The sequence below is a fragment of the Paenibacillus sp. PK1-4R genome (assembly GCF_030369595.1).
Classification (GTDB): Bacteria; Bacillota; Bacilli; order Paenibacillales; family Paenibacillaceae; genus Paenibacillus.
In genome coordinates this window covers 155,161-179,952 of sequence record NZ_CP126535.1, presented here as the reverse complement: position 1 = coordinate 179,952, position 24,792 = coordinate 155,161, and the positions used below count along the sequence as shown (strand labels likewise).

Genomic DNA, 24,792 nt, shown 5'->3' with positions numbered 1-24,792 from the left:
GGACTTCACCTCTTCCGTAACATCCAATTTTGTACCAGTTGGTAGATGTGATGACTTAACTTGTCGGCATCATGACGCAGATAGGTTTTGAACAGAACAAGAGTATCTGCAACCACCTGATAGCCGGCACTTTCGAGTACATTCATATCCAGTACAACCGGTTTTGCTCCTTTTTCCGCATACTTATTTTGCACTTGCAGCGGAATATCACCATTATTTACGATAACATAGTCGAAGAGCTGATGACCTATATGCTCGTGTACCGCCTTAAGGTGGTCACTTACCGTATAGTTATCCGTTTCTCCCGGCTGTGTCATAACATTACAGATAAACATCTTCACCGCATCAGCCTCTACCACAGCTTCTGCAAGCTTAGGTACGAGCAGATTGGGAAGGATGCTTGTATAGAGGCTGCCTGGCCCGATCAGAATGGCGTCAGCTTGACGAATGGCCTCTACTGCCTCTGGCAACGGCTCCACGTGATCCGGTTCAAGGAAAACACGTTTGATGCGTCCACCTGCCTCAGGGATTTTGGACTCGCCTGTAATAATTGTCCCATCTTCCATCTCGGCATGCAACACAACGGCCTGGCCTGCGGCTGGCAATACCTCACCTCGAACGGCAAACACGCGGCTAAGCTCCCGCACTGCGGTCACAAAGTCGCCCGAAATATCCGTCATTGCAGCCAAAATCAAATTCCCCAAGCTGTGGCCCGCAAGCCCCGCGCCTGTATTGAAACGGTACTTCAACATATCTGAAAGCAATGGTTCTACATCAGCCAGTGCCGTAAGCACGTTGCGAATGTCACCCGGAGGCGGCATTTGTAGCTCATTGCGCAGGATGCCTGAACTTCCACCGTCATCTGCAACTGTGACGATGGCCGTGATATCCAGCGGCTTCTCTTTCAAACCGCGTAACATCACGGATAATCCGGTTCCGCCGCCCATTACAACTATTCTCGGACGTTCTCTTCGTGGTCCGGCCTCTTTCATCCCTTCACCCTCTTCAATGACGGTCCCGGTCAGCGTCGCGATGGCTCACGGTGACAGCTTCTGTCTCGCTGCTTCCCAACATCTTGCCCAAATATTCCGATATTGCTACCGAACGATGCTTGCCTCCGGTACAGCCGATTCCAATAATAACCTGACTTTTGCCTTCCTTCCGGTATTGCGGAATCAGGAAATGCAGCATATCCAGCAGCTTGGTCAGAAACGCCTGTGTCTCTGGCCACTTCATAACATATTCGTACACATCACTATTCTGTCCCGTATTCGGTCGCAAATGATCAATATAATGCGGATTCGGTAAAAAACGTACATCAAACACCAGATCAGCATCAATCGGAATGCCATACTTAAATCCAAACGACGTAATATTCACCGACAACATTTGGCTTTCCAGATGAGAAAAGCGGGATATGATGCGTTCTTTCAGTTGGGCAGGCTTCATTGTACTTGTATTCAGTACCTGAGTCGCGGAGTTTTTGAGTTCCTCCAACATCTTGCGTTCCAGTCGGATGCCGTCCAACGGCATGCCCTCAGGAGCCAGTGGATGTCTGCGCCTGCTTTCTTTGTAACGCTGAACAAGGACAGAATCTGTAGCATCCAGGAATAAAATCTCGCAATGAATGGTAAAATGATCTTTAATATAGTTCAAAGACTCGGACAGAGCCGTAAAGAATTCACGCCCGCGCAGATCGATAACCAATGCAACCTTACCAATCTTGCCGTTTGACTGTTCAATTAGTTCCGCAAATTTCGGAATCAATACCGGTGGCAGATTATCCACACAGAAGAAACCCAGATCCTCCAGGCTTTGTACTGCAATGGTTTTACCTGCCCCGGACATGCCCGTAATGATAATGAGCGTGGCGCCTGTGCCTGGTGAGCCTTCACCTTCAAGCATAAATGTCCCCTCCTTATCATATTGCTGTCTTCATATATTGTTACGAGGTTACTAGGAACGCAAGAGAAGACCTGCCGCACCCACAATACCTGCATTATTACCAAGTGTAGCTTCCAGAATCTGAACCCCTTCTTGCAGCGGTTCCGGTGTCAACTTAGCAAATACGGTACGTATTTCATCGAACAAGAAGTTGCCCGCTTTGGATACGCCACCACCAATGATGAACATCTCCGGGTTAATGACAGCAGCTACAGTAGCCATGGACTTGCCCAGGTAGAAGGCCGCACGGTTTACAATGCGCTGTGCCACTTCATCGCCTGCCTTGGCAGCATCAAATACTTCTTTGGCTGCAATCTTGTCGACGAGTGCCAGTGACGTATGATCCCCGCGTTCTACCGCATCTTTCGCCATACGGATAATACCCGTTGCAGACGATACTGTCTCTACACATCCCATTTTACCACAACCGCACTTGATGGCCTCCAGATCAGGTACAACACTGATATGACCCAGTTCTCCCGCCATACCGGAGAAACCCTGATAGATGTTGCCATTCAGGATCAAGCCCCCGCCAACACCCGTACCGAGTGTATAACATACGCAGTTGTCTACGCCTTTGCCAGCACCTGCCCAGACTTCACCCAGTGCAGCCACGTTTGCATCGTTATCTATTTTGATTGGCTTGCCCAGACGTTCTTCCAGAATCGAACGAATGGCCACATTCCGAAATCCGATGTTAGGGGCATGAACGATAATTCCCTCGCGTACATTCGTGAAACCAGCCACTCCAGCACCTACACCCTCAAGCTGTTCCCAACTGTAAGGTGATTCGGCTACGATATGTCGGACATACTTCTCGATGTTGGCGATGACCGTGTCTACGCCCTTATCCACTTCAGTCGGTCCTTCATACGTATGCATTAGCTGACCTTGTTCATCGCATATACCGACCTTGATTGCTGTTCCGCCGAGATCGACCCCAACGTAGATTTTCTCAGACATGCTGCAAGCCACCTTTATCTATCTAAAATAGTTTAAGTCCTACGTACCAACTATAATTGAAGGATACGCCTGGGTCAAGACGATAAGACCTCAAGTCCTTCCTGCTCCGATAGGGTTGTGAACCACATCACACACCATTTTTGAATACGTATACAATCTTATTACCTTCATTTATAAACGCACGCTTAATTCCTTCCTCCATAACAAAGGAAGCCTCAACTCATGATATTGCATCTTCACTCGTTCCATTCATAAAAGATCAACATCGTCCCCTCATATAGGTGACTCGTCTTATGCACCCCACCACCTGTCATTCTCACGCAGAGAGCTCTCTAATGGCGGTTTTGCCAACAAAAAAGCGCCTTCCATAGTTGGAAGGCACCCTTACTTTTTCAAAAGAATCTGATGTTGTTTAACTTGGTTGAGCTCGATTAAACTCGGTCGATTTTCTACGTTATAACTTCGATTCCACACGTACCGGCTCTTCTGTCTTTTCCATCTTGTTCACATCCAGAATATCGAGCAGGAAAACAAAGATCGGAATACCAATGATCAGTCCCCAGATCCCCAGGAAGTGTTGCGACAGAATTAGTACGATAAAGGTGTAGAACATTGGCAATTTGGTCTTGTGTGCCATCAGTTTTGGATTCAGGAAGTACGTCTCCAAAGCATGAATAACAATAATCATGATGATCACAATAATGCTTAATTTCAGTCCACCCATCTGATACCCAATCAGACAGAGCGGTACAAGTGAGATGATAACCCCCGCAACGGGAACCAGACTGAGCATGAACACCAGAATGGTCAGAGCGAACAGATACGGGAAACCCAGAATCCATAAGCCCAAGATCGTCAGCACCGTATTAAACACCGCAATAAGAAGCTGTGCCTCAATGACTTTACCGAAAGAAGACACGAATTTGTCTCCCAGATAAGCCACTTCATTGTAGAACCATCCAATTTTACTTGTTTTGAACTTGGACGTGAACTTCGATATCTCCTGCTTCTGCAACAAGAAAAACAGACTCAGAATGATAACGAGCAGAATAAACTCCAGCCACTTGCTCAAAGCGAAAATATATTTCAATGCATCATTGGTGTAATTTTTAATATCGAAGGATTGAAGATAACCCGCAATTTTGGATGCAAAATTATCACCATCTGCACTATCCAGAAATTTCATAATCTCATTAGTCAACTGAACGACCTGATCCACGATCCGTGGTGAATATCTGGAAATGCCAAGCACAATGACTGCGATCACAATCATATAGAGCAGGATGACCACAACTTTATAATTGATCGGAAACAACCGATTCAAACCGCCTGTAATGAAATGCTGTAACCTGTTCATGACATACGTCACCAGGAACAACAGCAGAATCATGTGCAGCATACTCCCCATACTGAACAAAATTAAACAGAACAAGAGCAGGATCAAAAATCGTCTCACTGTCGCATTCTGTAACCAATCTTTTATCATTTCCCCCAAAATCTTCACCTCACAGCTAATATGCCCTATATGTATACGAACTCATGCCCACTGTAGTTTCAAAAAAAGAGAAGCCTTCCGGCTTCTCTCATTTCATGAGACTTCCCGTTGTCTCTTATTCCCAGCATATGCCTAACCTCACACATGTAATGCTTATTTATCCAACGTTTCGCTCCAATCATGGACAATGCTTCCTTCAAGGAACTTCTCACAATCCATCGCGGCCATACATCCTGATCCTGCAGCCGTAATAGCTTGACGATACTTCGTATCTTGAACATCACCACAGGCGAATACACCCGGAATATTGGTCTCCGTTGTTCCCGGTTTAACGACAACATAGCCATGTTCGTCCAGTGCAATCGCATTACCCAGGAATCCGGTATTCGGTGTGTGACCAATGGCAACGAATACGCCATCTGCTTCAAGCAACTCTTCCTGCCCCGTCTCGTTGTTGCGCACCTTCAGTCCTTTGACACCCAAAGCTTCTGGTACGACCTCGAGTGGAGTACGGTTCAGCGCCCACTTCACCTTTTCATTGCTGCGAGCCCGATCCTGCATAATCTTGGATGCACGCAATTCATCCCGGCGGTGAACCAATGTCACGTCTGTTGCAAAACGAGTCAGGAAACTCGCTTCCTCCATCGCAGAGTCTCCACCGCCCACGACCACGATTTTTTTGCCTCGGAAGAAGAAGCCGTCACATGTCGCGCATGTACTTACACCACGTCCCACATTTTCCTGCTCACCCGGAATACCGAGATAACGAGCGGAAGCACCTGTGGAGATAATGATCGATTCAGCTTCCAGTTCACCGATTCCTCCAACTTTGACCTTGAAGGGCGGTTTGCTGAAATCAACCTCTTCCACCCAACCGTTTTTGAATTCCGCTCCAAAACGTTCAGCTTGCTTACGCATGTTGTCCATCAGTTCCGGACCCATGATACCTTGCGGGAAACCGGGGAAATTCTCAACTTCCGTTGTCGTCGTCAATTGACCACCCGGCTGAAGACCTTCGATAACCAGTGGTTTCAGATTAGCACGAGCCAGATATATCGCTGCTGTCAGACCCGCAGGTCCCGTTCCGATCACAATCGTTCTGTATTTAGACATATAGATACAGCCTCCTTAATTAAGGTGAGAATGTGTTGTACTAGCGATGAACTTGCCAAGATGATATCCTACAGGCGTTTACGAGGCCCATTCGTTAAGTTTACCCGTTTTCCCGGTTGTTGTATCCTTCACCTGATGATGTCTTTCTGAAAACGAGTTGAAGCGAACTTTCTATACAAGTGGTGGCTTGCTGTTACAAACCGAATGAATCTGTTTAGCATACTTGCTAACCGTTGATGCCGATATCCCATACCGCTCAGCAATGCTTTGATAGGTAACGGGCCGACTGTGATTCTTCGCTGCCAAATATTCAAGTCCTGCAGCCCAACCCTCAATCTGCTTCGTACCTGGAACCTCCGGATGTACCCGGGATACATAATCCGTCCAGAGCCGTTCCATCTCTTGCTGCAACTCAGCCTTTGCTTCAGACATCTGTAACGCACGATCAACAACAGCCTGCCAATGGGAGGTTGATCCCGTGTCCGATTGCTCTGATGTGGATGGAACCTTCCCAATAGACTTCAAGGCTACAGGAGAAAAGGGTCGAACCACCTGAGAATTCCGATCCTCATGTTCAGCCGATTTCAACCCGTTCAGTACAGCTTGTGCTGCCTCAAGCAGATCCTTTTCTTCTCCAGGCTCTTCAATAAAGGATTGCAGAGCCTGCTGCACCTCATAGTCACCGATCATCCCAAGCGCATGAATAACCTGTAGCTTGGTTGCCCGATCACCATGACGCAATGCCCAGAAGAAGGATGAGCGAATCAGTGGATCATTTTTCATTTCTTCAGGTATGCCACTACCATAGTTCTCCCACTGTCTGAACTGCTCATCAAATGGCAGATGATAGTGATAGCTCAGCTTCTCTGGATCTTGCTCGCCTTGTCTTACAGCCTCAAGACCTGACAGATAATACCGGGATACTTCGGAACCCGGATCAAGCTTGGACACGTGATGCCATAAACGCTCAGCAGCATCATACCGTTCTGTATTATAAGCCGCCACGGCTGCATAGTGAGCAAGTGCCGGATCAGCAGCTGTCTCTTCGTCCTTGAGCAAACGCCGGAAGTGAACATAAGCCGTATCGTGTTGGCCCAGAATTCCCATCGTTGTCGCCAGTTTGTAGACTTGTTCGTGCTGGAATGGCACGATGACCCGCAATTTTTTGATCAGAAGCAGCACTTGATCAGCCCGGTTCTCATTTTGATGGAAAATGGCCAGATTACAGAGTGCATGCAGATTACCTGGTTCCTGTTCAAGCACTTCGGCAATGGTCTCTTTTGCTTTGGGAAACAGACCCATATAATAATAGGCGAGTGCCAGATTGTTACGGGCAGCCAAGTAATCAGGATAATCAGAAGACATGCCTTCGAGCAGCTCAGCAGCCTGTGCGAATTTCCCCTCTTCCAACAGTTCCCGTGCCTGATCGTGCTCCACTACACCTTTGCGTGATTTAATTCGATTCAGTTTGGCCGGACGATCCAGCTCATAGTACAGAAGCTCCATCATCTCTTCAGCTTCCGTCATGAACTGACCCTGGGTGTCCTCCTCCAAGTAGGTAACAAGTGCTTTCTCGGCTTCCTCAAACCGATCCATATTTGCATAATTGTTCGCCATGTAAAAATAACATTCCGTCATCGACGGATCTACCACTTCCAGCACGTTAGCCAGAATGGCATTGGAGGCTTCGTAATCCCCCTTCTCCGATAATATACCCGCCATATTGCAATGATTTACCGGATTTTCCGGTTCGTATTCAACAGCTTTGCGAAAATATTTTAATGCCTTGTCGACATGATTTCGGTCCAGCGAGCGGACAGCTCTTTCAAAGAAGAAAGAAGCATCCAAGTGAATCGGTATAATATTGGCAAGGTGTCCCTCAGCCCGCACTAGCTTGCCCTTCATCTTCCAAGGCACCTCCTCTTTGCATTTCATTCATACTCTTCAGTATACCACATCTTAAGGCCCACTTCTCAATATGTAGTTTCATGTCGTTTATGAAAAAAATGCAAAAGAAGGTGATATTCCATTTTGCGGAAACCTATCACCTTGGAGCGTTGTTTATTCAGTTGTTTATTCAAAGGAAACCCATCTTTTCCCAGAGACTCCTGCACTCGCTTGCCAAGGATCTATTTGCAGTATTACATTAATCCATTCTTGTCGGTTATGCGTCGTCTAACTGGATTTGGTCCAGTTATGATGAGATGAGTGTAGTCTATGGTATTATTATCCTTATTGTCCTTTTTAGTGGTTTATCTCCATTAAAAATCAAACGTACATTAGCTCTGTCCGTCAGCCTTTTTTTGCGTATGTAATTAAAAATAAAGACACATCATTATTATTTTAAGGAGATGTTATATTGATGATCTCGAAGATAAAACCACTTATATTCATCTTAATCTGCTTGTTTGCTTTGAATGGATGTTCAAAAGATATAGAAAACATAGAAAATAAGTTCACATTAGATGATGTACTGAGAGCGCTCGAGTCTCAAGAACTGGATTTAGTGTCCTTTGGTATAACCGGGTATCCTTTGAAATTAAATGATGTTGTACCTGAGGTGTATTCTGTTGAAGTGCCCGTGGAAGAAGAACCCTATAGCCCTGAGTTTATACATTTTTATATTTTCAATTCTGAAAAGGATCGCATCAACGGGACAAAAGAATTCAATAGACACATGGAAGGCGCCCAATTCACAACATTCCCTTTTCTATATGAGAAAGGAAATGTTCTTGGCGTTTACTGGAGCAAAACCAAAGATAATCCTCTGTTCACTAAACCAATCGAAACTGCGTTCAAGCAACTGAAATGATAATAGTTCATACATTACTGGACTGAGCTCGACAGTGGGAATATCATTTTAGGACGTTAATTGCAGTCATTCGTCATTCGTAAAAAAAAGAAGACCGATTCCATAGGCTCGGTCTTCTAATGTTATGGCTTTAAAGATCCAACAGATTTAAAGCTTTAACCCCATCGAAGGAGAAAGTGAAATTTGAATGGTTTTATCAAACGGCGTCATGAAATTGACCAGCACAACCTTACACTTGTCCGGCAGTTTTGCCTCACGTACCGTTGCCGCCAGATGCCCAAGCTCGCCCCCGGTGATTTCTAGCCAGTCTTCTCCGCAGGTATAGCGTAATGTACCGCCTTTCCACAAATAATGACCCTCACTCGTTTCAATTGCGTCCTCACAGGTCAGTTCACCTTCGCTTCCGAATACAAAGGACAACTGCATCATAATGTCTTCCGGTTCCTGTCCAGATAGATGCATGTTCCATCCATTTTCCGTTGGCTGTAATTCTGCTCCTACACGGAAGGTCTGCTCATGAGTAAGCTGACGACTCTGATGAGGCAACAAGTACCATGGACTGATGGCTGATGCAGCCGATTCTGGCAGCAGGTTCGCAGGGATTGGGCCGTAGTAACCTTTTTTCTGCTCACCAGTTAGTCGATACCCTTCGGACAGCCTCGTCATTTGCTGCATAGGTACATACCCTGGATTAAAGTAAGAGGCCAGTTGCACAGCCAGCAGGCGCACCTTGCCATGACGAAGAGCGAAGAAAGAAGGAACTTCTGTCATCACAGTCACACTTGTAGCACCATCCCGAATTCGGGCTACCGGAGCACCAAAGTCCGTATGCATCCGACTGTGCGAGATACGTCCGTGATGCCCCACCGATTCCATCTGCTTCAAATATTCACCCCGTACAAAATGTTCATTCAGCATGACCTCATACTGTTCCGGTAATGCATCACGTGTATCATTTGTCTGCTGAAGCTCCGGCTCAAGCATTAATCGAATGAGCGTATTCACCGAACATACTCCCGGATCGGTCAATGTATCTCCAGCCCAGGCTGCCATACCTGCAAAGAGTGGATCACCGTCCAGCCGAGCCAAAATGGCATAAGGCAGATAGTAAGGTGACAGATCATGAACACTGCCCAGATCCTGTCGCCCTGAATAATCCGTAACAATTTCACCCGTTGGATGGACCAGATACACCATCATGCGGAGATTAAGCCTCACTGGTTCCAGCAGTTCAGGACGATTGAGCAGGCGCGCAGCATGAATTAACATGATGTCGCTAACTGCGCTGTATATCCCGTTGCTCCGTTCTGTCCACTCCCCATCGGGTGTAATATCCATGCCTTCATCCATCCACTGCTCTGCGCGCTGCACAGCTTCCTCCAGATCAAATATTTCATGCAGGAAACCAAGCGCCGCGCATAGCACCCAGCGATGATTAGGCGTATGACAACCTCCCGTAAGCATGGTTGGGATTGTACGTTCCAAGAATATCCTCATATTGTTCAACACGGGTTGAAGCGGCTCCCATTCTTGCTGCTGAAGAAGCTGATACAACTGTGAATACCCTACAACGACAAATGCAGTATCCGGAGGGGAATGGTAATTGGTCCAGCCAGGCGATATTGAACCGTCTTCATGCTGGAAGCGGAGTACAAATTCCGTAGCTAACAGCAGTCGATTTAACAACGATTCATCCCGGTAATAGATAGAGTCCGGATTGGAGAGTGCAGCTCCCCAGTAACACATATCCGTGGGCGTTCCAGTCGTATGGTTGACCCAGGCAACACCTGTGAAGGGATCAATTGTCCCTCCATAGTAACGGCTTTCCGGGTCAAGCATCTGCCGGGATATGCCTCTTTCTACCGCTCTGTCATTACTGTCCACCAGTTGTTTGTACATGTGCAGTCCCCTCCATACCAATGCATTCTCCCGATGTGCGGAGTATGTTGCTTCAGCGCCTTCAATTCAGACCGGAAGCTTACTCATACCGCCCGTAGGTGAGTTCATTTTTCTCGTCAGTATATATCATATTTCTACAAAAGTCGCTAGAAAATCTGTGCTTGTTTTACTACATATTTATGGGTCTCCGTCACTGAGGAAACAGTCGTGAAACACATGCTGTGAACATGCAAACTGTTTCCACATCACCGCGCCTACTCTGTCACTCCAAGCTTCTTCATAAGCAAGTCATGACTCTCATGGATCTCTTCTGCCTTACAGGCAGACTTCAACTCGTACACCTTCACCTGTGCGCGGCGAATCATCGGCAGATAGGCATCATAGAAGTTCATATCCTTACTGTGTACATACGGGCACCAGTGATCAGAGAGACCGAGTGTCTCATGGATATGGACCCCAACGATATCATCCATCAGGCCTTGCATTTCTCCCACACTGTCATAAAGGCCCATTCGGTCCATCATGATGGCATGACCGGTATCGTACCAGATACCAACCGGAGCCCCTTTGAGGGCCGTGATGATGGTCTTGGCTTCGGCAAGGGTAGGAATCTGTTGTGGTCGGGATCTCGTCTCGATACCAAAACGAACATCCAGACCTTTAGCTGCCGCCCGATTGCATACCTCATCCAGACTGGCGATAATTTTCTCCACATACCCTGAACTGAGGGCTTCCCGCCGCTCCATCAATTCAGCCCATTTGCTGCGATACTTCGGTGAATCCGGACCTTCCTCGTTATAGATCTTTCCAAGGTCTTTGCTGATATCCTCAGGAAAAGGTACCTCTCCCGGGTGTACAACAACAGCTTCTCCCCCATAACGCTGGGCATATTCAGCCGACTCTACCAGCAATTCGATCGCCCGCTTACGTTTCACTTCATCTTCGAAGCCGAGCAAGATGGAATCCGTACCGTAGTCCGGATCAGGGTCATGTGGAAAAGTGTTGTGGACACTAGAAATTCCGATCTCTCCACGCTCAATCATGGGCTCAATCGTCGTGAGCATCTCCTTCGTCACATTATAATTGAGCTCCACCCGACGAAAGCCGAGATCCGCAATCTCCCGAATCATATCTTCCCCGACATCATGTTTTCGGATATTCCAACATGTGGAGAACGAATATATACCCTTATCTATGTGCTGCATCTGTTTTCCTTCTCCTCCCTCTGGCTAAACTTTTTACATCAGCCTTAACTCAACCTTTTACCGCGCCAAGCATCGCACCGCTGACAAAATACTTTTGCAGCCACGGATAAACGAGCAGAATTGGAACGGTTGCAAAAATAACGGTCGCGGCCTTGAGACTCTCGGGAGTCAATGGCGTACGGTTAGCACCCTCCATCTGGGTAAGCTCGCTGACCATATTGTTCTGTACCATTTGGAATAACTTCAGTTGAAGCGGGTACAGCTTCGGATCATTAATATACATTAGGGAATCCTGGAACCCATTCCAGCGTCCAACCGCATAGAAAAGAGCTAATGTAGCCAGTACTGGCATGGATAGTGGCAATATAATTTTGAAGAGCGTGTGTACATGGGAACTGCCATCAATCTCAGCGGATTCTTCCAGACTTTCAGGAATACCTCTGAAGAATGAGATCAGGATAATCAGGTTAAACGGACTGACCAGTCCTGGCAGAATCAGTGCCCACACTGAATTAAGCAAGTTCAGGTCACGAATGAGCAAGTACTCGGGAATGATCCCGCCACTGAAGAACATCGTAATGATGATGACATACATGAAGAGCTTGCGCCCTTTCAATTTTTTCTTGGTTAACGGGTATGCAGCTGCCAGTGTGAACATCATACACAGGACAGTAGTGGCAATTGTCAGAACTGTCGTGTACCCCAGTGAATAGATCATCGACTGATCAGAGAACACCTGGATATACGCATCCCAATTGAATTCTTTCGGGAATATGGTCACTTCACCTGACGTAATCGCACGGTTAGAACTGAATGAGATCGCGATCGTGTGCAAAAATGGAGCCAGGCAGAATATAACAAACAAGGTGATAAAGGAGATATTAACGATATCAAAAATCCGGTTTGAGGTGCGTTCACTCATATGCGCACAGCTCCTTTACTGATGGTCTATACAAACAAGCCGATTGGCGTCTCTTCCGTTCATCCACAACCTACAAAATACCTTCACCGGTTGCTTTCTTCGAAATATAGTTAGATCCTAGCACAAATATGAGTCCCACCACTGCCTGGAACAGTCCGACGACAGTTGCCAGCGTGTATTGTCCTGATTCAAGACCAACTCTGTATACAAAGGTACTGAGTACATCGGAATATTCACGCACGGCCGTATTACCAATGATATAAGGCCGATCAAAACCGATGCTGACCATATGTCCAAGATTAAGAATGAGCAGGGTCACAATGGTTGGTTTAATACTTGGCAATGTAATATGCCAGATTCTCTTCAGCCGCGATGCTCCATCAATCTCAGCTGCTTCAAACAATTCCTTGTTGACGCCGGTTAATGCGGCCAGATATAGAATGGTTCCCCATCCTGCACTTTGCCAGACACCTGTGAAGAGATACGTCACAAGCCATGGATTTTTTTCTGTCAAAAATGGTATTGAATTTAAGCCCATGCTTTCCAGTACACCGTTAACCATACCGGATTGATTACCGAACAATTGGTACACAATTCCCCCGATGATTACCCATGAGATAAAGTGAGGAATGTACAATATCGTTTGTGAGATTTTTTTGAACCACTTGAATCGAACTTCATAGAGCATGATCGCCAGAATAATAGGAGCTGGAAATGAAACGACCAGATCAAGAAAATTCAGCATAAAGGTGTTGCGCAATGTCGTGTAGAAGTCCCGCATTCCAAATACTTCGCGAAAAGCATCAAAACCGATCCACTCACTGCCGCTGATTCCCTGAAACAGGTTAAAGTCCTTAAAGGCGATCTGTACACCGTACATCGGTCCATAACGAAAGATTAAAAAGTAGATAATGGGCAGCGAAATCAGAGCGTATAATTGCCAATACCTCTTCAAGTATGTGGTGGTCAAGTCGGTTTCCTCCTATCAACAAGGAAACGGCTGTGCCGCCAGTCCGGCGGCACACGTTCCTTTCTAGTTAAGCCGTAGTATGGGTATCTGTCATTGATCTTGAAGTGTAGAGTTACTTATTTTGCAGGGAGTGCCTGAACCGCTTCTTCAAGTTCTTTTTTCAGTTCAGTACCACCCAGAGACATGAAATCAGCCATTTCTTTTTCATATACCGCATCGAATTCCGCTGGCTTAGCCATCGCTGTTTTTACGATAATGACATTTAATTTGTCTTTGAGAGCTGTGCTGTACTTCATCTCTGCTTCAATCGGTTTGTCGAAAATGATCGGTCCTACCGTATCGGTGTTAGCAATATCAATGGATTGTTTCAGCATCTCCTGATTATTTTGCGGGAAGCCCATAATCCATGCTTTTTCATTCGTCGCTTGATCACCAATGTTTTTACCGTTCGAGATAATGGCTGTATCCCCTGCGTTAAACAGACGATCCTGCGCTTCCTGGGATGCATCCTCTTTCACAACCGGAATGCCGTCTACCAGATCATAGTTCTCGCCTTCCACACCACTGTAGATATCAATCAGATTGTTGTCAGATGCCATCCAGTCGAGATATTTGATCGCTTCGACAGAACGTTTGCTGCTCTTCGGAATCATAATGTACATACCATTTGTTCCGTAGCGTGACTTGATGTGTTTGTTGTCTGCATTTGGATTGGTGTATACATCAACCGGCAACACTTCACTACCACTCACATTTTTACGCAAATTATCCAGTGTGCCATCTCCGTAGAACATGGCATCCACATCTTCAGACCAGTAACCTACGTTACCGTTTTGAATGTCTTTCCCTAACTGCGTTTTGTCTTCATCCAAACTGAAGTCTTTGCTGATCAAACCTTCGTTGTACAGTTTGTTCAGGAACTGCATCGATTCTTTGAATCCTTCATGCAACGGCAATTCATACCTTTGACCATAGGTCAGGTCGCCACTAACTGGCTTAATGAATGAGTAGATGAGCGTTTCGAATTGAGCTGGTGCAAGAGCCATACCCATTGGGATGTTTTTGCTTCCGAGACCACCAGGATCTTTATCCTTGAACGCTTTCAAAGTTGTATATAATTCATCTGTGGTCTTCGGCGCTGGCAATCCCAGCTTATCGAGCCAATCCTGACGAATGTAAGAGCTGTATCGGCCTGTGATCGCACGTTTACCCGGAACAGCAAACTGTTGTCCTTCCACTTGCCCGAACTTCAAAGTATCTTCACCCAGGAACTTCTTCAGGTTCGGACCGTGCTGATCAATCAACTCTCCAACATCAGTCAAACCACCCTGCTGGGCATACCGATAAAACACGCTTGAGTCATAAACAAAGACAATATCAGGGACATCCGTATTGCTAGCCATCAGGACGTTCAGCTTGGTAACTTCCTCAGAACGCTGAACGGGTACAAACTGTACATCAATATTGTTGGGATCACCGAACTTCTCCTGAATCATTTTAGATAGATAGTTGTTCGTAATTGTGTACGGTGAAGGACTGTTACCACGGTCGAAAATCTCCACCTTTAAGGTAACGCGCTCGCCATTGCCTGATGTTCCGCCTTCAGCTGATTCTTCTGATGCTGATGAGCATCCCGCAAGTAAAGAAACGCCCATTACCATCGTCAGCGCCAAACCCATCCATTTCTTTAGACTCCCTTTGGTTGCTTTGCTTCTCATTTTGTCATCCCCTTTGGCTTTGCGTGAATGTTTAAAGCTTGCCCAGAGTATTTCACATTTTTCCGTTATCCTGCAATAAACCACTTTCGGAAGCGCTTACAAACGGATTATGGTTTATATGCTAAGCCTATTTTCGCAGACTGATTCTTTTCCCAAAGCTGCGCTGCTCTAGGCTTTGACGGCACTCTTCGCCTCAAGGATCGGAACTGCCTGTCCCAAGTCGGATAAACCATTTTCACACACTGCCTATATTCGTAAACGGTGAAAAAACAGGAATATTAGCTTGCTATCCTGCGAAAACAGTTACATCGATCTCGGGCAGCAGAGAACTGTTCAACGAAAACAGGGCGAACCTCTGCAAGCCTCTCTCCTAAGTGGAAAGTGACTGCATGAAATTCACCCTGTGTTATCCTGATGTACAGATCTCAGAATATGTTCACTTTTGCGTTACTCTTCGGGTTCTCGATGTTCACGTTTCAAACGACGATAATCTCCTGGTGTAATACCCGTTACCCGCTTAAATACACGTCCCAACGTAATTCCATTTGCATACCCAACCTTCAGGGCAATATCCTGCAAAGAGTAATCGGTATTGAGCAGAAGCTGCTCCGTCTCCTTCATGCGAAGCTCTGTAACAAAATCAACAAACTTCATGTTGAATTCTGTCTTGAACAAATAACTCGCATGTTTGCCCGTAATCTGGAATCGATCGCTCAGATGTTTCAATGAAAGGTCAGGATTCGCAAACTGTTCTTCGATATAATTTTTCATTTCGTTGACCATGGCTTTGTAACTCTTGGTTTCCGTTACCGCTACATACGTTCTGAACAAGTCCGTCAGACCATCAAACAAAAGACTTTTCACATCCGCAAGCGTCTCTGCCTCTTCCACAGCACTCAACCATCTGTTGATGTTTTCTTCGGACAGCTCTTCCTGGAGTCCTTCCGACATCATGGCCACCTCTCGGCTGAGCATCTGTAACATGGCCTGAATCAGAGAACGAATCTCATCATCCGGCAGTTTGTTCTGTTCAAATGCTTTAAAGATCTCCTCCAACTGTTCCCGCCACTGTCCACTCGACATCCGGAACCGCTTAACAAAGTCCGCAATCATTTGCAGATAGGTATAGGTATCCAGCAAAGGATGCTGTGGTTCACCGCAGTCGGCTTGGCCGACATCTCCATTCATCAACAGTTTGCGTTGCATTACCGCTTCTGCGGCCGCATAGGAATCTCGTATTGCACCGATTCCCTGAGCCATAGGTCCAATGCCAAAGCTTAAGGAAATGCGTAGATTTTGTTCTACCCAAGATTTGCATTCCTCAGCTACAACACGAATCTGCCCAGACATATCCAAGTTGTTATCATTCTGTTCTTTGAACACAAAAAGGATTGCAATTCGATCCACACTAATCCATTCCGTCCAGCATTGGACTCCCGTATTACGTGACAGCTCTTGCAAAACGTTCATCAAGGCAAACTTCAGAGTATTTTGTTCACCTCTCGTGTATCTCTCCTGAAATCCCTTCTCATATCGGTTAATCTCTCCAACAACAACGACAAAACGCGACGAGTCATGCACGTCATTCAGTGGAGAGAGCTCTTTTAATTGCTCTGCTGCATTATCCATGTGTTCACCATGCAACAGGGCATTGAACAACTTGCTGCGCTGCATGAGTACATTTTCCCTGCTTTTCTTGTCATAATCCATCATATGATTAATCAGATTCTCAAGCACACCGTCAATCATCTTCATCTCATCCGTGCGAGCACCTGAGTGTTCGAATGCCCGAATCTGATGAGACTCAATCCGGTTCATGATGATCTGAATGGGTTTATAGTTACGGCGAGTAATGTACACGATATATACAATCGCACAGATGACAGTCACAATAGCAATGATTACCCATACATAAGATATGACAGATACCCAGCCAAATAAGTTGCCGGCCTTAATTCCACTGGATATTGTCCAGCCCAATCTTTCTAGCGGTAGCCTATTCAGTTCCTGACCATCTATCGAGCCCTCTTGGTCCGAGTGTGCATTATACACAACCTTACCGTCCCGATCCGTAATCGTCAGGAATGAGAGCTGACCATTAACCATACTATCTACACTCTGTTCAATGCTGCTCATCTTGATATTAATGACCAATGTGCCCTGAGAGCCAAAAGGCAAAGGCATGTCCTTGTTCACGGTTAATACGCGAATAGGGGTACGTTGAACAGAGTCCGCATCGAATTCCCGGACCGGCTGCCAGCCTGAACCGATAGAACCGTTACCCATCTGATCAATCCATGCCTTATCCGAGAAACCTTCCACTTCTCTGGAACCACTTACGGTCAGAACATGTTTATTTCGCTTGTCATATAGATAGATGGATTGAATCCATGAGGACGAATTGGATAGCTCACGTAAATTCTGCGCAATTGAATACACCGTGTCCGAGCTGGTCAGATTTGTGTTATTAAAATAGAGTTTGTATGCCTGCTGACTCTGTACCGTTTCCAGGATGGATAGTTCAATATCCCTGATTGTACGATCCACCGTGTCTATCATATAACTGGAGGAGATCCGGTCTGCTTTTTTAGTTTCCTCTTTAGAGATGTCATTGATGAAAACAAACGCGATGAAAATGAGTATGGTCACCGTAAGAAAAAAAATTGGGAAATACGAGAACAATAACCGGTAGTACCAATTACGAGACAATAGACCCCACTCCTCACTCCACGATGCCAATGTTCTCAGCCGTGGTTCTACTGTTCAGCATCCATCTCACCTTAGGGGCTGAATACTATATGATAACGCTATCATAACTGATTTTATGTTATTATAGCACAAGCCTCGGAGCAGCAAAGCAAGAATTGAATTCAAAGAGCCAAAACAAAAAAACCGTGCTGAGCAGACAACAACTCAGACACGGAACAGTTCATCTGGCAGCACACCGTTATATCCTCGATGCTCTAAATGCCAGAATCTTTAAACAATGTGGCCATAGAGCCACCATCCACAATAATGCGTACGGCGCGGGCCAGCATTGGTGCAACAGGTAACACTTTGAAGCATTCAGGGTGGTCATCTGGCAGTGCGATCGAGTCCGTAACGACCACCTCTTCAATTGACGGGTGATTCAATTTACTTACTGCCCCATCCGAGAACAATCCGTGTGTTGCACATACATATACATTTTTGGAGCCACGTTCCTTCAACCCTTCCACAACATTCAGAATGGTTGTTCCGGTGTCGATCAGATCCTCAATAATAATAGGTGTCCGTCCTTCTACATCACCAATGACATGGGTAATCACCGATTCATTATGGCTTGGACGTTTCTTGATCATAATGGCAAATGGAGAATCCAGACGGTTCGCCAGCTTCTCTGCCATCGATGCTCGTCCCGCATCCGGGGAGACTACAACAGGGTTCTCGATTCCTTTGCTTAACAAATAATCACTAATCAGATCCAGTGATGTCATATGGTCAACCGGAATGTTGAAGAATCCCTGAATGGCCGCTGCGTGCAGGTCGATCGTTACCACTCGATTGGCGCCAGCCGTAGTTAATACATCTGCTACCATCTTGGCCGAGATCGGTTCCCGTGGAGCGGATTTGCGCTCTTGCCGAGCATAACCGTAATACGGAACAATGATGTTCACAGTGCGCGCTGAAGCCCTCTTGGCAGCATCAATCATCACCAACAGCTCGACAAACAGCTCATTGATCGGATGAGACAACGACTGTACCAGAAACACATCACAATTACGGATCGTTTCTTCATAATGAACGTATATTTCTCCGCTCTTGAACCTGGACAGCTTGATCTTGCCCAGTTGTACACCCAGCTTGTCACATACCTGTTCTGCCAGCTTAGGGTTCGATGAACCGGAAAAAATACGTAACGAATGCTGCATAATGCCCTCCCGAGGGTTGAAGTCCCTATATAATCCCTTATCTAAAAGGTTATTTCCTACCCTCATTATACTCTAATGGCTTATACATTTAAAGGAATGAACGAGCGATGACGGCCTTCAAAAACAGCGACTTCCGTACAGCCCAACTCATGTAAAAGTGCTTCAGCTTCAGGCAAATAATCCCCCAGCTTCATTGGGTCATGTGCATCAGAGCCCATGGTTAATGGAATACCCAAGCGAATGGCTTCTGTCAGCATTCTGCGACTAGGGAACATCTCGGCACAAGGCTTCGATAACCCGGAAGCATTCAGTTCCATGGCGCAGCCACTTTTGGCAATAGCCTGCAACGCTGCGTTCTCCAGTGAGATACGTTCATTTGTCTGCTCCGCTGAAGGAGCAAAACCGAAGCGTTTAATGACATCCGTATGGCCCATAATATCGTACATGCCCGTGGCCGCTGCCTTGCTTACGGCATCGTAGTACTGACGATATACTTCAAGGATGTCTTTGCCCTCCCAGTGATGGGTCTGGCGGAAATCCGTAATGTCCCATTCCCCGAGGAAATGAACGGAGCCAATCACATAGTCCCATGGATAACGCTCAATGATCGCACGGATCTCTGTTTCCCAGCCTTCAATATAGTCACCTTCCAGACCAACACGTACGTCAATCTGCCCACGGTAACGTTCTTTCAGGGAGAAACACTCCTCTACGTAACGCGGCAGTTCATCCATAGGCATCGCCATTTCCGGATAATATTGAGCCGGATCGACATGCAACAAGGGCATGTGATCGGACAATCCAATCTGGGATAGTCCGATCTCCACACCACGCTGCACGTACTCTTCCAGTTTGCCAACGGCATGTCCACACCGCTCATGGTGTGTATGATAGTCTATACGCACGAAACTCGCCTCCTAATCGCGGCGAGGCCGTTCATGACGGCGGCTCAGCTCTGACATAATGTCGTCCAGCGGCAGCTTGCGCTCTTGTAACAGGACGAGCAGGTGATACATCAGGTCACTGACTTCCAGGCGAAGCTCGTCATTATCTTTATTTTTGGCGGCAATGATCGTCTCGGACGCTTCTTCACCGATTTTTTTCAGTATTTTATCTACACCTTTATCAAACAGATACGTTGTATATGCACCCTCAGGACGCTCACGTTCACGCTCTGCAATAACGGATTCCAGTTCAGCCAATACCTCAAAGCGACTTTCGGAACCGGAACTTGCAGAAGCAGATGCCGCACCCGCTTCATCCGAAGCCTTGTCTGCCGATTTCTCTGGCAAACCAATGATTTCATTATGGAAACAAGTTACCGCCCCTGTATGGCAAGCCGGACCGTTCGGTTTCACCTCAACCAACAAGGTATCGCCATCACAATCATATTTTAGGGAAGTAATCGTCTGCACGTTACCAGATGTTGCTCCTTTATGCCACAACTCCTGACGCGAGCGTGACCAGAACCAAGTCTCACCGGATTCAAGCGACAACTTCAGAGATTCGCGATTCATATAAGCCATCATTAAGACTTCCCGAGTATCCACATCCTGCACAATGGCAGGAACCAAACCATCACTCCAACGAATGTGTTCCACAACCTGTTCCAAGGACAACTGTTCCTTGATTTCATCGCTCACTTTAGTCACGGATCTCCACCCCTTGTTCTCTCAAATGTTGTTTTAACGCTGGTACGGCGATTTCTTTGTAATGGAAAATCGTTGCGGCCAACCCTGCGTCCGCTTTGCCTGTGGTGAATACATCATAGAAATGAGACTCCTTGCCCGCACCGCCCGATGCGATGACTGGAATACGCACAGATTCGGATACTGCTGCCGTCAGCTTCAGATCGAAACCGTCTTTTGTTCCGTCCGCGTCCATACTTGTGAGAAGAATCTCTCCCGCGCCCAAGCTCTCAGCCTGTTTAACCCATTCCAGCGCCTTGATCCCGGAGGGTTTCCGTCCACCATGGGTATAGACTTCCCACTCGCCCCAAGCTTCGTTATACTGGGCATCGATCGCTACCACGATACACTGCGAGCCAAAGCGACGTGCACCATCTGCAATCAACTGCGGATTAAGTACCGCGGCTGTATTCACTGCAATTTTATCCGCTCCTGCACGGAGAATCCGCTTCATGTCCTCCACCTTGGAGATGCCACCACCTACCGTAAAGGGGATAGCGATCTCGCCAGCCGTCTGCCGCACGACTTCTTCCATCGTTTCACGACCTTCTACCGAAGCGGAGATATCGAGAAATACCAATTCGTCCGCGCCCTCGCGGTCATATAGCGCCGCCAGCTCTACCGGATCACCCGCATCGCGGAGATTAACGAAGTTGACGCCTTTGACGACCCGGCCGTCCTTCACGTCCAGACAGGGGATGATTCTTTTTGCCAGCATGCTACCTCTTCCTCTCTATCCGAATATCCCTTACTTATTTACTGCACGTACCGCTTCAGACAGATCGATGCTTCCCGTATACAGTGCTTTACCCACGATTGCTCCACCGACACCATCATCCGCGTGGCGACTCAGACGAAGCAGATCATCCATTACACTCACACCGCCGGAAGCAATAACCGTCCGTCCGCTTGCCTTGGCTAGAGACACAATCGCTTCCACATTAGGACCCTGCATCATGCCATCACGGGAAATATCCGTAAAGATAAACGTTTCTGCCCCATACGCCGCCAATTCCTTCGCGAGAACCTCTGCCTGTACTTCCGATGTTTCAAGCCAACCGCGAGTTGCCACGTAACCGTTACGTGCATCGATACCAATTGCCACTTTGTCGCCGTAACGTCCCAGTACTTCCTCTGTAAAAGCACGATCCTCAATCGCTGCTGTTCCAAGGATCAGCCGGCTAACACCCAGACCCAGCAAACGTTCTACATCCGCTACTGTACGAAGTCCGCCGCCCACCTGAACAGGTACGTTCACAGCCGTGGCAATCCGCCCGATCAGCTCATCGTTAACAGGATGCCCTGCTTTCGCACCATCCAGATCCACCAGATGAACGTATGTACCGCCTTGCTTCTCCCAGGATAGAGCCACTTGAACCGGGTCATCGTTATACACGGTCTCCTGATTATAATCTCCCTGCACCAGTCTTACACATTTGCCGTCCCGGATATCAATCGCCGGATATAGGATAAAAGATGACATACAAGGCCTCCTGAATATGAATTAGATTTGTGCGCTTTCTATAGTTAAGAAGAGATGATGCTTTACCTTTGTACAGGCGCTCCTGTCAGAGCCAGAAAGTTGCCGAGCAGCTTCATGCCAAGCTCTCCACTTTTTTCCGGGTGGAATTGCATGCCGAAGTTGGACCCTCTGCCTACAATGGCTGTCACCGGATGTCCGTAATCCGTTACCGCCAGCAGATCGTCCCTGTTTTCGGTAAGCGCATGATAGGAGTGGACAAAATAGACGTGACCTCCCTCAAGCCCCGTAAATAGCGGGTTTTCCGCGTGCAGGAACTCCAAACGGTTCCATCCCATATGAGGAACCTTCAGTTCTCCTGGTGCGAATCGCACCACTTTACCTGGCAAAATATCCAGTCCCTCATGCTCGCCATGTTCTTCACTTGAGCTGAACAACAACTGCATCCCCAGACAGATTCCGAGCAGTGGCTTGGACCCGGCAGCGGCTTCCTTCACCACCGTATCCAGTCCACTCTCCCGCAGATGAACCATCGCATCACCAAAAGCACCTACGCCTGGCAAAATGACACCATCTGCGCCAAGAATCTCTTCCCGGTCACCCGTGACCAGCGCTTCGTAGCCAAGACGTTCGACCGCTTTGCCGACGCTGTGCAGGTTACCCATACCGTAATCGACAATTGCAATCGCCATCGTCTACAGCACTCCCTTCGTGGAAGGCACACCCGTTACACGTGGATCAATCATCGTTGCTTCATCCAGTGCACGTCCTAATGCCTTAAAGATCGCTTCAATCATATGGTGGGTGTTCTGACCATAGTGCACAATGACATGTAACGTAATCCGAGCTTCCAGCGCCAATTTCCACAGGAATTCATGTACCAGCTCCGTGGAGAAACTGCCTACCTGTTGGGAAGGGTATTCAGCACGGTATTCAAAGTGAGGTCGATTGCTCACATCAATAATAACCTGAGCGAGTGCCTCGTCCATCGGTACAAAAACACTGGCGTAACGCTTAATTCCGCGTTTGTCACCCAACGCTTCTCGCAATGTCTGTCCCAGACAGATTCCGATGTCTTCAACCGTGTGATGATCGTCGATATCAATATCTCCACGGGCCTGCACGTTCAGGTCGAATTGTCCGTGCTTCGTGAACAGATCCAGCATATGATTCAGGAACGGTACATCCGTTTCAATCGTGGATTGTCCTGTTCCATCTACAGTAAAGGCCAATTGGATATTGGTCTCGTTCGTTTTGCGGTCAACCTCTGCTTGGCGCACTGCACCTTTGTTTTCAAGTTCCACACCATTATTTTGCTTATCCATTGTCCGATTCCGCCTTTCCTTCTTGTTCTAACCGTACAGCGATTGCACGGGCATGCCCTTCAAGACCCTCATGGCGGGCCAACTCTATAATAGCCGCTCCGTTCTGCAGCAGCGCTTCTTTACTATAATAGATCAGACTCGATTTTTTGATAAAATCATCCACGTCCACTGGCGAACTGAATCGCGCAGTACCATTGGTCGGAATAATGTGATTTGGTCCGGCAAAATAATCCCCTACCGGCTCCGAGCTGTACGGGCCGAGGAAGATCGCGCCGGCATTTTCGATCCGGCCAGCGTAAGCCATCGGCTCCTGCACCATGATCTCCAGATGCTCCGGTGCAAGCCTGTTCACCACATCGATTCCCTCATCGATAGAATCAACCACAATAATGGCGCCATACTGCTCTACCGAAGCAGCAGCGATATCCCGCCGCGGTAGCACTTCAAGCTGCCGCTGCACTTCGCCCTGCACGGCTTCCGCCAGCGTGGCCGAATTCGTGACGAGAATGGCCGATGCCATCTCGTCATGTTCCGCCTGCGACAACAGGTCGGCGGCGACATACACCGGATTCGCCGTATCATCGGCGAGCACCACAATCTCACTCGGTCCGGCGATACTATCGATATCGACCGCACCGTACACCTCGCGCTTCGCGAGCGCCACGTAAATATTGCCCGGTCCACAGATCTTGTCGACCGGTGCAATACTCTCCGTGCCGTAAGCCAGGGCGGCGATAGCTTGAGCGCCGCCAACCCGGTACATCTCGCTCACGCCTGCTTCCGCAGCAGCAACGAGGATGTACGGGTTAATACCTTCGCCACCGTTCGTAGACGGCGGTGTCACAAGAACAATCTCCGGCACGCCTGCCACCTGTGCCGGAATCACATTCATCAGCACAGACGATGGATACGCTGCTTTGCCGCCAGGTACATAGACCCCGACCCGCTTCAGCGGTCGGATGACCTGGCCCAGCAGGCTGCCGTCCGGCTGCCAATCCATCCACGAGTTGCGTTTCTGTTTCTCGTGAAACGCACGAATGTTGGCGGCGGCTTGCCGAATCGCCGTCACAAAGGATGGCTCCACGGCTGCATAAGCCGCCTGCAGCTCTTCCTGCGGCACGCGCAATTCCGCGGCCGTCAGCTTTGTGCGGTCCAGCTGCTCCGTGTAACGCAGCAGTGCCGCATCACCCTCACGGCGAATGTCGCTGACAATGCGCCGTACCGTTTCATTTTGCTCCGGCGTGCCATACTCCACTTCCCGCTTCAGATCAAACTCTCGTGCAGGTACAATTTTCATGCGTACAACCTCCTTATCCCCTGTAATGCCTGCCTACTCATGGCCGATTC

At 47.6% G+C, this 24,792-nt stretch carries 21 protein-coding genes; 1 reads left to right on the top strand and 20 read right to left on the bottom strand.

Annotated elements, in window-relative coordinates:
* Positions 1–5: 5 nt before the first annotated feature.
* The 6 genes from mgfK to QNO02_RS00845 all read right to left on the bottom strand — a co-directional run bounded on the left by mgfK (position 6) and on the right by QNO02_RS00845 (position 7,420).
* Positions 6–992, bottom strand: coding sequence for a gluconeogenesis morphogenetic factor MgfK (mgfK, locus tag QNO02_RS00870; protein ID WP_017691250.1), 987 nt, complete (start codon positions 990–992; stop codon positions 6–8).
* Between the two features lie 13 nt (positions 993–1,005).
* On the bottom strand, positions 1,006–1,905 hold the full coding sequence (gene rapZ, locus QNO02_RS00865; protein ID WP_017691251.1) for an RNase adapter RapZ: 900 nt from the start codon (positions 1,903–1,905) through the stop codon (positions 1,006–1,008).
* A 51-nt stretch (positions 1,906–1,956) separates the two neighbouring features.
* Entirely contained in the window at positions 1,957–2,907 is a 951-nt protein-coding gene (locus QNO02_RS00860) for an ROK family glucokinase (RefSeq protein ID WP_062837749.1), read from the bottom strand.
* 454 nt (positions 2,908–3,361) lie between these two features.
* On the bottom strand, positions 3,362–4,393 hold the full coding sequence (locus QNO02_RS00855) for an AI-2E family transporter (protein ID WP_091038752.1): 1,032 nt from the start codon (positions 4,391–4,393) through the stop codon (positions 3,362–3,364).
* A gap of 162 nt (positions 4,394–4,555) precedes the next feature.
* Positions 4,556–5,515 carry a thioredoxin-disulfide reductase gene (gene trxB / locus QNO02_RS00850; RefSeq protein ID WP_036674745.1) on the bottom strand — a complete coding sequence of 320 codons (960 nt, stop codon included), beginning with the start codon at positions 5,513–5,515 and terminating at the stop codon, positions 4,556–4,558.
* A gap of 171 nt (positions 5,516–5,686) precedes the next feature.
* On the bottom strand, positions 5,687–7,420 hold the full coding sequence (locus tag QNO02_RS00845) for a tetratricopeptide repeat protein (protein ID WP_289390830.1): 1,734 nt from the start codon (positions 7,418–7,420) through the stop codon (positions 5,687–5,689).
* Between the two features lie 457 nt (positions 7,421–7,877).
* Here QNO02_RS00845 and QNO02_RS00840 point away from each other — a divergent pair, with 457 nt between their 5' ends.
* Complete coding sequence (locus QNO02_RS00840; protein WP_091038637.1) at positions 7,878–8,327, top strand: hypothetical protein; 450 nt, start codon at positions 7,878–7,880, stop codon at positions 8,325–8,327.
* 147 nt (positions 8,328–8,474) lie between these two features.
* On the opposite strand, the gene QNO02_RS00835 is transcribed toward QNO02_RS00840, so the two are convergent.
* The 14 genes from QNO02_RS00835 to hisD form a co-directional block, all read right to left on the bottom strand.
* Complete coding sequence (locus QNO02_RS00835) at positions 8,475–10,226, bottom strand: hypothetical protein (RefSeq protein ID WP_289390829.1); 1,752 nt, start codon at positions 10,224–10,226, stop codon at positions 8,475–8,477.
* A gap of 254 nt (positions 10,227–10,480) precedes the next feature.
* On the bottom strand, positions 10,481–11,431 hold the full coding sequence (locus QNO02_RS00830; protein ID WP_133387295.1) for a sugar phosphate isomerase/epimerase family protein: 951 nt from the start codon (positions 11,429–11,431) through the stop codon (positions 10,481–10,483).
* Positions 11,432–11,480: 49 nt separating this feature from the next.
* Positions 11,481–12,353: a carbohydrate ABC transporter permease gene (locus tag QNO02_RS00825; RefSeq protein WP_091038632.1), complete on the bottom strand. Its 873-nt coding sequence runs from the start codon at positions 12,351–12,353 to the stop codon at positions 11,481–11,483.
* A gap of 70 nt (positions 12,354–12,423) precedes the next feature.
* Positions 12,424–13,323 (bottom strand): ABC transporter permease, encoded by a 900-nt coding sequence (locus QNO02_RS00820; RefSeq protein WP_036616191.1) that lies wholly within the window; start codon positions 13,321–13,323, stop codon positions 12,424–12,426.
* A gap of 116 nt (positions 13,324–13,439) precedes the next feature.
* Positions 13,440–15,041, bottom strand: a complete 1,602-nt coding sequence (locus tag QNO02_RS00815; RefSeq protein ID WP_091038630.1) for an extracellular solute-binding protein — start codon at positions 15,039–15,041, stop codon at positions 13,440–13,442.
* A 447-nt stretch (positions 15,042–15,488) separates the two neighbouring features.
* Positions 15,489–17,750 (bottom strand): helix-turn-helix domain-containing protein, encoded by a 2,262-nt coding sequence (locus QNO02_RS00810; protein WP_289390828.1) that lies wholly within the window; start codon positions 17,748–17,750, stop codon positions 15,489–15,491.
* Between the two features lie 254 nt (positions 17,751–18,004).
* Positions 18,005–18,952: a ribose-phosphate diphosphokinase gene (locus tag QNO02_RS00805; RefSeq protein ID WP_036616184.1), complete on the bottom strand. Its 948-nt coding sequence runs from the start codon at positions 18,950–18,952 to the stop codon at positions 18,005–18,007.
* 80 nt (positions 18,953–19,032) lie between these two features.
* A complete protein-coding gene (hisJ, locus tag QNO02_RS00800) occupies positions 19,033–19,857 on the bottom strand; it encodes a histidinol-phosphatase HisJ (RefSeq protein WP_091038627.1) in 825 nt (274 codons plus the stop codon).
* 12 nt (positions 19,858–19,869) lie between these two features.
* On the bottom strand, positions 19,870–20,604 hold the full coding sequence (gene hisIE, locus QNO02_RS00795; RefSeq protein WP_127546306.1) for a bifunctional phosphoribosyl-AMP cyclohydrolase/phosphoribosyl-ATP diphosphatase HisIE: 735 nt from the start codon (positions 20,602–20,604) through the stop codon (positions 19,870–19,872).
* Positions 20,597–21,358: an imidazole glycerol phosphate synthase subunit HisF gene (hisF, locus tag QNO02_RS00790; protein ID WP_289390827.1), complete on the bottom strand. Its 762-nt coding sequence runs from the start codon at positions 21,356–21,358 to the stop codon at positions 20,597–20,599. The genes hisIE and hisF overlap by 8 nt, the downstream gene beginning before the upstream one ends.
* Positions 21,359–21,388: 30 nt before the next feature.
* Positions 21,389–22,123, bottom strand: a complete 735-nt coding sequence (hisA, locus tag QNO02_RS00785; RefSeq protein ID WP_289390826.1) for a 1-(5-phosphoribosyl)-5-[(5-phosphoribosylamino)methylideneamino]imidazole-4-carboxamide isomerase — start codon at positions 22,121–22,123, stop codon at positions 21,389–21,391.
* Positions 22,124–22,185: 62 nt separating this feature from the next.
* On the bottom strand, positions 22,186–22,812 hold the full coding sequence (gene hisH, locus QNO02_RS00780; protein ID WP_289390825.1) for an imidazole glycerol phosphate synthase subunit HisH: 627 nt from the start codon (positions 22,810–22,812) through the stop codon (positions 22,186–22,188).
* A 3-nt stretch (positions 22,813–22,815) separates the two neighbouring features.
* Positions 22,816–23,445 (bottom strand): imidazoleglycerol-phosphate dehydratase HisB, encoded by a 630-nt coding sequence (gene hisB / locus QNO02_RS00775; RefSeq protein WP_197997954.1) that lies wholly within the window; start codon positions 23,443–23,445, stop codon positions 22,816–22,818.
* Positions 23,438–24,742, bottom strand: a complete 1,305-nt coding sequence (gene hisD, locus QNO02_RS00770; RefSeq protein WP_074092955.1) for a histidinol dehydrogenase — start codon at positions 24,740–24,742, stop codon at positions 23,438–23,440. Before hisD ends, hisB begins: the two co-directional genes overlap by 8 nt.
* Between the last annotated feature and the right edge of the window lie 50 nt (positions 24,743–24,792).